The 12205-nt window shown below is 67.8% G+C and carries 13 protein-coding genes; 5 read left to right on the forward strand and 8 right to left on the reverse strand.

Annotated elements, in window-relative coordinates; all coding sequences use genetic code 11:
• Positions 1-3 precede the first annotated feature (3 nt).
• The gene (locus H149_RS0106610; RefSeq protein WP_020648956.1) at positions 4-1560 is read right to left on the reverse strand and encodes a DHA2 family efflux MFS transporter permease subunit; all 1557 of its coding nucleotides are present in this window, start codon (positions 1558-1560) and stop codon (positions 4-6) included.
• 93 nt (positions 1561-1653) lie between these two features.
• On the opposite strand from H149_RS0106610, the gene H149_RS20030 reads away from it, so the two are divergent.
• Complete coding sequence (locus H149_RS20030; RefSeq protein WP_020648957.1) at positions 1654-2517, forward strand: alpha/beta fold hydrolase; 864 nt, start codon at positions 1654-1656, stop codon at positions 2515-2517.
• On the opposite strand, the gene H149_RS0106620 is transcribed toward H149_RS20030, so the two are convergent.
• The 7 genes from H149_RS0106620 to lipB all read right to left on the reverse strand — a co-directional run bounded on the left by H149_RS0106620 (position 2463) and on the right by lipB (position 7065).
• Entirely contained in the window at positions 2463-3182 is a 720-nt protein-coding gene (locus tag H149_RS0106620) for an MlaA family lipoprotein (RefSeq protein ID WP_026352928.1), read from the reverse strand. The two genes, H149_RS20030 and H149_RS0106620, sit on opposite strands and share 55 nt — an antisense overlap.
• Before the next feature lie 21 nt (positions 3183-3203).
• Positions 3204-3464 (reverse strand): STAS domain-containing protein, encoded by a 261-nt coding sequence (locus H149_RS23595; RefSeq protein ID WP_020648959.1) that lies wholly within the window; start codon positions 3462-3464, stop codon positions 3204-3206.
• The gene (locus H149_RS0106630) at positions 3461-4141 is read right to left on the reverse strand and encodes an MlaC/ttg2D family ABC transporter substrate-binding protein (RefSeq protein ID WP_020648960.1); all 681 of its coding nucleotides are present in this window, start codon (positions 4139-4141) and stop codon (positions 3461-3463) included. The genes H149_RS23595 and H149_RS0106630 overlap by 4 nt, the downstream gene beginning before the upstream one ends.
• A complete protein-coding gene (gene mlaD, locus H149_RS0106635; protein WP_039748274.1) occupies positions 4141-4689 on the reverse strand; it encodes an outer membrane lipid asymmetry maintenance protein MlaD in 549 nt (182 codons plus the stop codon). Before mlaD ends, H149_RS0106630 begins: the two co-directional genes overlap by 1 nt.
• Before the next feature lie 23 nt (positions 4690-4712).
• Positions 4713-5483: a lipid asymmetry maintenance ABC transporter permease subunit MlaE gene (mlaE, locus tag H149_RS0106640; RefSeq protein ID WP_020648962.1), complete on the reverse strand. Its 771-nt coding sequence runs from the start codon at positions 5481-5483 to the stop codon at positions 4713-4715.
• Entirely contained in the window at positions 5480-6310 is an 831-nt protein-coding gene (locus H149_RS0106645; RefSeq protein ID WP_039748275.1) for an ABC transporter ATP-binding protein, read from the reverse strand. Before H149_RS0106645 ends, mlaE begins: the two co-directional genes overlap by 4 nt.
• A gap of 92 nt (positions 6311-6402) precedes the next feature.
• Positions 6403-7065, reverse strand: a complete 663-nt coding sequence (gene lipB / locus H149_RS0106650) for a lipoyl(octanoyl) transferase LipB (RefSeq protein ID WP_020648964.1) — start codon at positions 7063-7065, stop codon at positions 6403-6405.
• A 141-nt stretch (positions 7066-7206) separates the two neighbouring features.
• On the opposite strand from lipB, the gene H149_RS0106655 reads away from it, so the two are divergent.
• The 4 genes from H149_RS0106655 to H149_RS0106670 all read left to right on the forward strand — a co-directional run bounded on the left by H149_RS0106655 (position 7207) and on the right by H149_RS0106670 (position 12099).
• Positions 7207-7785 (forward strand): RNA polymerase sigma factor, encoded by a 579-nt coding sequence (locus tag H149_RS0106655; RefSeq protein ID WP_083930853.1) that lies wholly within the window; start codon positions 7207-7209, stop codon positions 7783-7785.
• Between the two features lie 108 nt (positions 7786-7893).
• Entirely contained in the window at positions 7894-8985 is a 1092-nt protein-coding gene (locus tag H149_RS0106660; RefSeq protein WP_020648966.1) for a FecR family protein, read from the forward strand.
• A gap of 159 nt (positions 8986-9144) precedes the next feature.
• A complete protein-coding gene (locus H149_RS0106665) occupies positions 9145-9360 on the forward strand; it encodes a hypothetical protein (RefSeq protein ID WP_020648967.1) in 216 nt (71 codons plus the stop codon).
• A gap of 150 nt (positions 9361-9510) precedes the next feature.
• Positions 9511-12099, forward strand: a complete 2589-nt coding sequence (locus H149_RS0106670; protein ID WP_211213556.1) for a TonB-dependent receptor plug domain-containing protein — start codon at positions 9511-9513, stop codon at positions 12097-12099.
• Positions 12100-12205 lie beyond the last annotated feature (106 nt).

Consider the following 12205-nt stretch of genomic DNA (forward strand, 5'->3'; position numbering starts at 1 on the left):
GATTCAGTGCGCCGCGCTCGCCGCGGCGCCGGCCGCCGGCATGCGGCGGCTCAGCGGAATGACGATGAGCGCGGCGAGGAACAGCGCGGCAAACAGCAGGGCGCAGTCGGCGTAGGCCATCGTCAGCGCCTCGCGATGGACCGTGCGCGCGAGCAGCGCCATCGCCGCCTGCTGCTGCGTGGCGGCGTCGGCGATCACGCCGCCGGTCGCCACCTGGGTCTGCGCGAACCATTCGTCGAGGCGCGCGGCACGCAGCGAATCGCCGAGCCGCGAGAAGTGCAGCGAGTAGCGATGGTCGACGATGGTATTGGTCGCGGCGATGCCGATCGCGCCGCCGAGGTTGCGCATCAGGTTCGACAGGCCGCTCGCCGCCTTGAGGCGCGCCGCTGGCATGTCGGCGAGCGCCATGTTGGTGGCCGGCACGATGCAGAACATGGTCGCGAAGCCGCGCATCGCCTGCGCCAGCAGCAGCTCGTGTCCGCCCCAGGCCGAGGACAGGCGGCTCAGCTGCCAGAACGACAGGCCGAACAGCGTGAAACCGAACACGATCATGTGGCGCGGGTCGACGCGCCGCGACAACGCGGCGGCGAGCGGCGTGGCGAAGATCTGCGCGACGCCGGTGACGAACACGGCCTGGCCGATGTCGAGGCTACGGTACTCCTGGATGCGCGCGAGGTACTGCGGAATCAGGTAGATCGCCGAGAACATGCCGATGCCGAGCACGAACTGGAACAGGCAGCCCATCGCGAAGCGGGTGTCGCCGAAGATGCGCAGGTCGATGACGGCGCGCGGCTGCGTGAAGCTGCGCCAGAAGAAGGTGACGGCGCCGAGCGCGCAGACGACGGCGACCGCGCGCACCGTGCCGTCGTCGAGCCAGTCCCAGCGCGGACCTTCCTCGAGTACGTACTGCAGGCCGCCGAGGAACACCGCCATGCCGGCCAGGCCGATCGCGTCGAAGCCGCGCAGCACCTCGGGATGCGGCTCGTCGATGCGGCACAGCACCGGCACCAGCGCGCAGATCAGCAGGCCTGGCGCAACGTTGATGAAGAACAGCCAGCGCCAGCTCAGCACGTCGGTGATCCAGCCGCCGAAGGTCGGGCCGAGAATCGGTGCGACGGTGCCGGTCAGGCCGAGGATCGCCGGAATCAGGGCCTGCTGCCGGCCGGTGAAGATCGTGAAGCCGGTCGCGAACACCGTCGGGATCATGGCGCCGCCGACGAAGCCCTGCAGCGCGCGGAAGACGATCGCCGACTCGATGTTCCAGGCGAAGCCGCAGGCGACGCTGGCGAGCGTGAACGCCGCGGCCGAGGCGGTGAACAGCCAGCGCGTCGAGAACGCCTGCGCCAGAAAGCCGGACAGCGGAATCATGATGATCTCGGCGATCAGGTACGAGGTCTGCAGCCACGAGCTCTGATCTGCGCCGGCGGCGAGACCGGAGGTGATCTCGGGCAGCGAGGCGGAGACGACCTGCACGTCGAGCAGCGACATGAACATGCCGAGCGCCATGGTCGCGAACAGCGCCATCTTCGCCCCGTCGCTCATCGCGGCGGCGCTGCTCATGGACGATGCGGCAGGTGCGGGCACGGCCGTCTCCTTGTGATGCAATGACGACCATCATATGATGGTCGTCATTCAAAAAGCGAGGAGCGGACCATGGACTCTTCCGGAACGGCGGCCATCCGGCCGGCGCAGCTGGCGCTGCACATGCTCACGCCGCGTGCGGTCGCACGCCGCGGCGGGCTCTGGATCGAAGGGGCGGAGCGGCTCTGGTTCACGCTCGACGGCGAGCGCGTGGCGCTGCTGCGCGTGCGCGGCCGGCATCCGCCGGTGCTGCTCGTGCACGGCTGGGAGGGGGCGTCGGCCGACTTCGTGGACGTGCTGCCGGCGCTGCTCGCGACCGGACATGGCGCGCTGCTGCTCGATCTGCCGGCGCACGGCCAGTCCGGCGGCCGCACCATGACGCTGCCGGCGGCGGCGCGCGCGGTGTTCGAATGCGGGCGCCGCTACGGACCGCTGCATGCGGCGGTGGCGCACTCGCTCGGCGCGGCGGCGCTCGGCGAGGCGATGCGGGCCGGGCTCGGCGTCGGGCGCGCCGTGATGCTGGCGCCGCCGAGGCGCTATCTCGATGGCGTCGATGCGGCGGTGCGCGCCTGCGGCTACGACGCGCAGGCGCGCGGCGAATTGCTGGCGGCCTTACACCGGCATGGGGTCGACGCCGCGGCGCTGGATCTGCGCAGCGCCGTGGCCGCGCTGGAAGTGCCGGGGCTGATCGTGCACGGCGAGGAGGACGGCGTGCTGCCGCTGGCCGCCGGCCGCAGCGTCGCCGCGGCCTGGCCGGGGTGCCGCTTCGTGGCGATGCCGGGACTCGGCCACCGCCACATCCTGCGCGACGCGCGCGTCGTCGATGAGATCGTCCGCTTCGTCACGGCGCCCGGCCCCGACGCCGCGGCGCCGGCGCCGCTTCACTCGTCCGGCAGATCGGGCTCGACGTACTTCGCCGGCGGGTTGCCGTCGTAGACGAGGTTCAGCCGCCGTTGCAGATAGGCGGTGCGCAGGAAGACGTAGGGGTCGAGCTGCTGGTCGAGCACGCTGTCGAGATCGAGCAGCTGCGCGCGCGTGTCGATGGCCTGCGCACCGGCCACGGCGACGCGTTCGCCGAACGTGAAGTCGCTGTACTGCAGCGGCGAGCTCCAGTTGTCGCCGACGCGGCCGACCAGGTCGCGGTTGGTCGACGGGCCCAGCAGCGGAATCATCAGATACCAGCCTTCGCCGACGCCCCAGCGGCCGAAGGTCTGACCGAGGTCCTCGTCGTTCTTGGCAAGGCCGACCATGGTCGCCGGGTCGAGCAGACCGGCGAGGCCGAAGGTCGAGTTCATCAGGAACCGCGTCAGATCGAGGCCGGACTGCTTGAACTTGGCCTGCAGCGCATCGTTGACGATGACCGTCGGATAGAACAGGTTGTCGAAGAAGTTGCTGACGCCGATGCGGATCGGCGAGGGCACGTAGTCGACATAGGTCTTGGCGACCGGGCGCAGCACGTACTTGTCCGCCGTCTGGTTGAAGGCGTAGATCGGACGGTTCACCGCTTCGAGCGGATCGGCTGGCTCGTACGGCGAATGGTGGGCGCAGCCGGCGAGCATCGTGGCGACGATGACAGGCGCGAGGCGCATTCCCTTGTGCATGACTTGCTCCCGATGAGCCGGCTACGCGGCCAGCTCGACCACGTTCTGCAGGCCGAAGAACGTGATGAGGCCGCGCAACTGCGGCGTCGCGTTGATGAACGCCAGCGTCTGGCCCTTGCTGAGGGCGCGACGCCGCAATTCAAGCAGCAGCGCGGCGCCGGCGCTATCGCAGTGCGTCACACTGGCCAGATCGATCGTGCCGGCGCCGGCGAGTTCGTCGGCGCGCGCGAACCAGCCTTCGGCGGTCGAGAAGCTCAGCGCGCCGCTGAGCGCCGCGCTCACGGGGTCTTGCCCTGCGGCTTGCCGGCGTCGTCCTTGTCGGCGTCGGCGCTGACTTCGAGCTGACCGTTGTTGAGCCGCTGGATGACCGAGGCCACGTTGCTCTTCTTGATCTCGGCGTCGATCTGCGTGCGGAAGTTCAGCACCAGCGAGATGTTCTCGGCCTTGATGTCCCAGACCTTCCACTCGCCGTTGTTGTCGCGCAGCGAGAACGTCACCGGAATCGGCGGCTTGCCGTCCTTGCGCACGATCGTGGTGTCGACGCTGGCGCGCTTGCCTTCGCCTTCGATGCGGCCCGGCTTCACCTGGATCTCGACGCTGTCGTAGTACTCGAGCAGCTTGTCGGCGTAGCTGTGCACCAGCATGTCCTTGAACGCCTTCTCGAACTGCCCGATCTGCTCGGGCGTCGCTTCCTTCAGGTGCGCGCCGAGGATGACCTTGGCGATGTACGGCGTGTCGAAGTGCGGCACGATCTGGCGATCGACCATCGCGTAGAACGCGCTCTTGTCGGCCTGGTACTTCTGCACGTTGGCCGAGATGTCGGCGCGGATCGTGTCGGTCGTGGTCTTGACGACCTGCTCCGGCGGCGTCGCCGGTGCGGCGACGGCGGCCGTGGCCAGGCCGAACGCGGCGCACGCACCGAGCAGCGCGTGGCGGAGGATGCGGGGGGCGGTGGACATCATGGATGGACTCCTGGGGTCACACTGTTGTTCTTGTTCTGCAGCGAATCGGCGAGCTTGCCGATCGCATCGGCGAGCTTGTCGTCCTTCGACTCGCCCTGCGAGGCGAGGAACTGGCCGATCAGGTTCTCGATGACCAGCGCGCTCTGCGTCAGCGTCAGCTCGCTGCCGTCCTTCAGGTACTCGTCCATGCCGCCGGCCTCGAGGCCGATGTACTGGTCGCCGAGCAGGCCGGAGGTGAGGATCTTGGCGCTGGAGTCCTCGGGAATCTTGTCGTACTGCTGGGCGATGTCGAGCGAGACCTTGGCCTGGAAGGTCTGCGGATCGATGTCGATCGCGCGCACCCGGCCGACCTTGACGCCGGCGATCGTCACCGCCGAGCCGACCTTGAGGCCGCCGATGTTCTGGAACATGCCGCTGACGCGATAGGTCTGGCCGCTGCCGCCGATGTTCTCGAGGCTGGCGACACGGAAGGTCAGCACGAAGACGGCCGCCACGCCGAGGCACACGAACAGTCCGACGAGGATTTCCAAGGCTCTGGATTGCATGATCGATCTCTAGCCCGAAGCAATTAACGGAACATGAATGCGGTGAGGACGAAATCCATCGCCAGCACCGAAAGGGAGGACACGACGACGGTCGAGGTGGTGGCGCGCGACACGCCTTCCGAGGTCGGCGGCGAGTGATAGCCCTGGTAGACCGCGATCCAGCTGACGACGGCGCCGAACACCGTGGCCTTGATGAAGCACTGGTTGAGGTCGTGGATATCGGTATTGGCGCGGATCTGCGACCAGTAGCTGCCGGCGTCGACGCCGAGCAGGTCGACGGTGATCAGATGGCCGCCGACCACGCCGATCGCCATCACCGAGAAGATCGCGGTCAGGATCGGCATCGCCAGCAGGCCGGCGATGAAGCGCGGCGCGATGACGTGGCGCATCGGATCGACCGCCATCATTTCCATCGCCGACAGCTGGTCGGTGGCGCGCATCAGGCCGATCTCGGCGGCCAGCGCCGAGCCGGCGCGGCCGGCGAACAGCAGCGCGGTCACGACCGGGCCGAGCTCGCGGATGATCGACAGCGCCACCAGCACGCCGACCGAGTCGGCGGCGCCGAAGCGGACCAGCGCGTGATGCGCCTGCAGCGACAGCACCATGCCGATGAACATGCCGCTGATGACGATGATGATCAGCGACAGCACGCCGGACATGTAAAGCTGGCGCACGATCAGGCCCGGCCGCAGCAGCGCCGCCGGAACGGCGCGCAGGATGGCGAGGAGGAAGAACTGCGCGCGGCCGAGGCCGGCGAGGAAGTTGCCGAGCACGGCACCGAGATTGGCGATCATGCGCTGCCCAGTAGGTCGTCGCGGAGCGACCTGGCTTTGTAGTGGAAGGCGACCGGGCCGTCGGGTCGCCCCTGCAGGAACTGCTGCACGTACTCCAGCGGCGAGGCGCGGATTTCGTCCGGCGTGCCACGCGCCAGCACCTGGCCGTTGGCGATCACGTAGGCCTGATCGGCGATCGACAGGACCTCGTCGACGTCGTGCGAGACGATCACGCTGGTGATGCCGAGCGACTGGTTCAGCGAGCGGATCAGGCGCATCAGCACGCCCATGCTGATCGGATCCTGGCCGGTGAACGGCTCGTCGTACATGACCATTTCCGGATCGAGGGCGATGGCGCGGGCCAGCGCGACGCGGCGGCTCATGCCGCCGGACAGCTCTTCCGGGTACAGGTCGCGCGCGCCGCGCAGGCCGACCGCTTCCAGCTTCATCAGCACGATGTCGCGGATCGCGCTTTCCGGCAGACGCGTGTGCTCGCGCAGCGGGAAGGCGATGTTATCGTGGACGGACAGGTCGGTCAGCAGTGCGCCATTCTGGAACAGCATGCCCATGCGCTTGCGCAGTGCGTACAGCTCGCTGCGGCCAAGGCGGTGCACGTTGATGCCGTCGAACTCGACGGCGCCGGCTTCCGGCCGCCACTGGCCGCCGATGATGCGCAGCAGCGTGGTCTTGCCGGTGCCGGACGGGCCGAGGATGGCCGTCACCTTGCCGCGCGCGATGTCGACGTCGACGCCGTCGTAGATCTTGCGCGTGCCGCGGCTGAAATGCAGGCCGCGCACGCGCACCAAGGTGGCGCTGTCGGCGGCGGAGGGCTGCGGAATGGGTGGCATCGGGTTCGGTCGGAAGGCTGGTGTGAGGAGCAGCGTAGACCCTGCAACGGCCGGCTATTGTAACTGACCGTTAACGTCTGTCCGGCGGATCGTTAGTCGTGCGTGTGAACGGCGTCGTAGCCCAGATGCACCAGCAAGTGGCGCAACAGCGCCTCGCCGGCCGCCTCGACGCTGGCCGGGCCGCCCAGATCGGCCAGCTGCGTCATGCGCAGACCCTGGTAGCCGCAGGGATTGATGCGCGAGAACGGCTCCAGATCCATCGCCACGTTCAGCGACAGGCCGTGGTAAGTGCGGGCATGGCGGACGCGCAGGCCCAGCGAACCGATCTTCATGCGCCGGCCGCCGGCATCGTCGACGTAGACACCCGGCGCCTCCGGATCGGCGTAGGCGCGGATGCCGTAGTCGGCGAGCAGCGCGACCATGCTCTGCTCGATATGCGTCACCAGCGAGCGGATGCCGTAGCCGCGCCGCTTGAGGTCGATCAGGAAGTAGACGACCAGCTGGCCGGGGCCGTGGTAGGTGACCTGGCCGCCACGGTCGGACTGCACGACCGGGATGTCGCCCGGCATCAGCAGATGCTCCGGCTTGCCGGCCTGGCCCTGCGTGAACACCGGCGGATGCTCGAGCAGCCAGATCTCGTCCGGCGTGTCGTCGTCGCGGGCATCGGTGAACGCGCGCATGCGCTCGAACGTGGTCGTGTAGTCGATCCGGCCGAGGCGGCGGATCAGCGGCGGCACCGCGTTTTCGGGCGTCATCGGGCGGCTTCCACGCGATGCGCGCAGGAGCGCTTACGAGCAGGAACGTTCGAACGGTTCATTTCGGAAATCGGTCATGGATCGGCCCGCTTTTTGCGTTTCGGCGAGACGACGACAACGTAGTCGTGTGAGGACGCAGCCATGCAGGCAGTTGCGAATGCGGTGGTGAACGATGGGCAGCGTGAAATCGCTGATTCCACGCCGCTCGATGCGAAGGCAAGATCGGAAATGGTGCGCCGGCTGTTTCAGGAACACAACCGAGCGCTGATCGGTTTTCTCATCGCCCGCCTGCAGTCCGAAGCCGAGGCCCATGACGTCGCCCAGGAGGCCTATGTGCGGCTGCTCCAGCTCGAGCAGGCCTCCGCCGTCAGCTTCCTGCGCGCGCATCTGTTCACGATCGCCGGCAACCTGGCGATCGACCGCCTGCGCCAGCGCCGGGTGCGCGAGCGCAACTCGCCGCAGGACTTCTTCGAGGACCTGCTGACCCGGCCCGGGCCGGATCGCACCGCGATCGCCCAGCAAGAGATGGGGATCATCAAGCAGGCGCTGCGCGAACTTCCGGAAAAGTGCCGCCGCGCGTTCATGCTGCATGTCTTCGCGGGCCACAGCGTGCAGGAGATCGCGGCACAGATGAACCTGACCGACCGCATGATCCGTCACTATGTCGCGCGCGCCATGGCCACGTGCCGGCAGCGCCTGGATGAAGCCGAAAAAGGATAAAGACGGACGGTCGGCGGCCCGCGCCGTGACGTGCCTGGCCATGGCACGGCCCGGCGGGATCGTGTGGGCCCCGATAATCTGGAACAATGGCCGTCGGAGGAGCGGCTGATGAATTCCAAGAAAGCGACGACGGCGCGTCTCGAACAGGCGGCCCTGTGGTGGCAGCGCCTGCGCGAGGAGAGCGTGCGTCCGGAGGAAATCAGCGAGTGGCTCGACTGGTGCCAGCGCGATCCGGACAATCTGCAGGCTTTCGAGAAGATCGAGGGGCTCGGCGCGCGGTTCGACGCGCTCGACGCCGAGACGCGCGCCGCACTGCTGCGTGAAATGCTCGACGAGCCGGCCGCCGAAGCGTCCGAAGCGGCCGAAGCGGCCGCGGCGGCCGTGCCGGCGGCGCCCGTGCGGCGCCGCCACGCCGTGCGCGCGCTGGCGGCCGGCGTCGCCGCACTGGCGATCGTCGTCGGTGCGTCCTCTTACCTGGGGCGCGGCGGTGAGGCGACGCAGACCGCCTCCTACGTGACCGCCAAGGCGCAGCGCCAGGATCTGCTGCTCGCCGATGGCTCGCAGGTGTCGCTCGGCGCGGCGACGCGGCTCGACGTCGACTACACGGCGGGCGTGCGCGGCCTGCAGCTCGGCGACGGCGAGGCTTACTTCGAGGTCGCGCACAATCCGCAGCGGCCGTTCGTCGTGCGCGTCGGCCGTCTGAAGGTCATCGCCGTCGGCACCGCGTTCAATATCCGCAAGACCGGCGCGCGCGTCGAAGTGGTCGTCACCCAGGGCGCGATCGACGTCGAGGACGCGGCGCGCGACGCCGCGCTGGCCAGCCAGCAGGCGCGCCTGCCGAACGACGGCGCGATTCGCGTCGCCGCCGGCCAGCTCGTCGTCACCGAACGCGAAGGGCTGACCGTGCGGCCGGCGGACCGCGAGGCGGCGATCGCCTGGCAGCGCGGCAGCCTGCAGTTCGTCGACGAAGACCTGTCCGTCGTCGTCGCCAACCTGAACCGCTACAGCCGGCAGGAAGTCGTCATCGCCGACCGTTCGCTCGACGGTCTGCGCTACACCGGCACCGTCATGCAGGGCCGCGAGGCCGAGTGGCTGGCGGCGATCGGGCAGGTCTTCCCGATCAGCGTGCAGCGCGACGCGCAGGGCCGCATCAACCTGCAGCGCCGCGAGCTGTCGAGCACGACGCGCAACGCCGGCTGACGCGTCGGCGCGGCGCTGCGCCGCGCGTGGGTTCCCCTTGTTGCCTCAGCGCCCGCGACGGCTCGCGTCGCGGCGTGCCGTGCCGTTCCTTTTCCGTTTCGCGCGTCGTAGCCGTTCCTGAGGCAGGCGGATCGTCCGCCACCGCATTGGAGCCGCACGATGAGCCGCATCCGGCAACGCCTCAAGAAGTACGTCCTCAACGACACGCGTCCGCAGCGCTGCGCCGCCGCGTTGGTCCGCAACAGCGCCCCGCGCTGGCCGCAGCCCGGCCTGCCACGCCCGCAGGCCGCGCAGAAGAAGAGGCCCGACCCTGCGCCGACAGCGTGCATCGATGCACCGAAGCACGGCGCGCGGGCACCGCGCGCGGGCGCCTGAGCGCTGCACTGCCGCCATCTGTCACCAGCATGTCGATTTCATTTCCGTTTTCTGCGCGCCGTCCGTTTTTGATCTCAGGGATGGGTCTGCAAGGCGGGCCCTGGTAACTGAAGCGTCAGAACGTTCGAACGGGAGTCAGGCGTGAGTAAAGTGAATCAGATCGGAATGGCGATGGAAGCGATGCGGCTGCGTGTGCCGATGCGCAGCTGGGCTTGCGCGCCGCTGGTGTTGTGCGCGGCGCTGACGGCACAGGCTGCCCACGCAGCCGAAGCCGTGCAGGGCAGCGAAGTGGCGATGGCCGACGCGGCCGCCGAACCCGATGCCAGGATCGAGGAAGTCATCGTCACCGGCACGCGCCGCACCGGCATGCAGGTGTCGGACAGCCCGGCGCCGGTGCAGGTGCTGAGCGCGGAGACGCTGAAGTCGGCCGGCTCGGCGGATCTCATCGGCTCGCTGGCGGCGACCGTGCCGTCGTTCACCGCGCAGGCCTTCGGCGGCGACATGGCGAACCAGACGCTGTCGGCGAAGCTGCGCGGCCTTTCGCCGAACCATGCGCTGGTGCTGGTGAACGGCAAGCGTCGCCACACCACGGCGAACTTCGCGGTGCTGTCCGGCCCGTATCAGGGTGCCTCATCCGCCGATCTCAATTTCATTCCGGCTTCGGCGATCGACCACATCGAAGTGCTGACGGACGGCGCTGCCGCACAGTACGGTACCGACGCGATCGCCGGCGTCGTCAACATCATCCTGAAGAAGGACTACGAAGGCGGATCGGTCGACGGCAGCTACGGCGGCTACAAGGACGGCGGCGGCGAAACGCCGGACCTGTCCGGCAATATCGGCTTCGGCTCCGATGGTCGCAACTTCATCAATCTGACCGCGGAGATCCGCAATCACGCGAGCAGCGATCGCGGCGACGTCGATCCGCGGGCGGCTTTCGGCATCCACGATCCGGACAGCTCGCTCTCGACGTATCCGAACACGAACATGGCGCTCGCGCACGGCTATCCGTATCTGAATCACATCATCGGTGATCCGGAGTACCACGCGCAGCTCGCGATGTTCAATGGCGGCTTCGCGATCGGCGCCGTGGACGCGTACGCGTTCGGCAGCTACGGCAAGAAGAAGGCGGAGTCGTTCGAAAACTATCGCAACCCGTCGCGTGCCAGCTACACCGACGGCGGCGGCGTGACGCATTACTACTATCCGTTCGGCTTCAACCCGAAGGAAGCGACCGACGAGGAAGATCTTTCGTTCACGGCGGGCCTGAAGGGCGAGCTGTTCGATTCGTGGATCTGGGACCTGGCCAGCACCTACGGCAAGGACCGCGTCAAGATCTACACGATCGACTCGCTGAACACCGATCTGTACGCGGAGACCGGCGCGTCGCCGACCGACTTCTACGACGGTGCCTACGTGGCGACGCAGTGGACCAACACGCTGGATGTCGGACGCGACTTCGAAGTCGGTCTCGCCGGTCCGCTGAACGTGGCGCTCGGCCTCGAACAGCGCTCGGATTCGTACGAGCTCCAGGCCGGCGAGCCGGCGTCCCGCTACGGCTCCGGCGCTTCGTCGTTCCCGGGCATTCAGCCGGGCGATGCCGGCAGGCATACCCGCGACAACTTTGCCGGTTATGCCGACTTCGCGGTTTCGCCGATCGCGGACCTGCAGCTCGACGCGGCGGTCCGCTACGAGCACTTCACCGACTTCGGCAGCACCACGGTCGGCAAGCTGACCGGCCGCTACGACTTCTCGCCGGCGGTCGCGCTGCGCGGCACGGTCAGCACCGGCTTTCGCGCGCCGACGCTGGCCGAGGAGTACTACTCGGCGACCAACGTCGGACCGACCTCGGCCTTCGTGCAGATGGCGCCGAACGCACCGGCGGCCGCGCTGCTGGGCCTCGGCAGCGGCCTCAAGCCGGAGAAATCGACGAACTTCAGCTTCGGCGTCGTGCTGCATCCGATCGACAAGATGACGGCCACGATCGATGCCTACCAGATCGAGGTGCGTGACCGCATCGTTGGTTCGGGCGCCCTGTACAGCGTCTTCCAGGGCCAGGATGTGCCGGGGGCCGGCGCGATCTCGGATGCGATCATCGCCAACGGCAATACGCTCGATCCGACCATCAAGACCAGCGGCGGTGACATCGGCATCAATATCTTCGCCAACGGTCTGACGACTCGTACCCGCGGCGTCGATGTGGTGGTCGCGTATCCGACTTCGTTCGACTGGGGCAACCTCGACTGGACGCTGAGCGGCAACTACAACAAGACCGAAGTCACCAATATCAAGGCGAGCCCGTCGGAGCTCGGCGGCCAGTCGCTGTACGACCGGACGGCAATCTCCGATCTCGAAACGGCGTCGCCGAAATATCGCGTGAATCTGTCGGCGGTGTGGACCTACGGCAAGTTCTCGATCCGTGCCCAGGAAACGCTGTACGGGCAGGCGTCGGAACAGGTCATGGGTGACGATGGCAACTACTACGAGAACAAGATCGGCGCGACGCCGATCACCGATCTCGAGCTCGCCTTCAAGCCGGTCAAGTCGGTGAAGTTCAGCATTGGCGCCAACAATCTGTTCAACACCTATCCCGACAAGGTCAATCCCGCGCTGAAGAGCACGTACGTCAGTGCCGCCGACAATCGCTACGACACGGCCTACGTGACGAAGTACCCGACGTTCTCGCCGTTCGGCTTCAACGGCGCGTACTACTACGGCAAGCTGTCGTACTCGTTCTGAGCGTCTGGCGATGTGAGGAAGCGGCGACCTGCGGGTCGCCGTTTCCGTTTCCGCGGGGCGAAATGGTTGATTTCCTGTCTTGCGGCGGGTCGGCGGCGTCCTTAGC

This window comes from Solimonas variicoloris DSM 15731 (genome assembly GCF_000382285.1).
Classification (GTDB): domain Bacteria; phylum Pseudomonadota; class Gammaproteobacteria; order Nevskiales; family Nevskiaceae; genus Solimonas; species Solimonas variicoloris.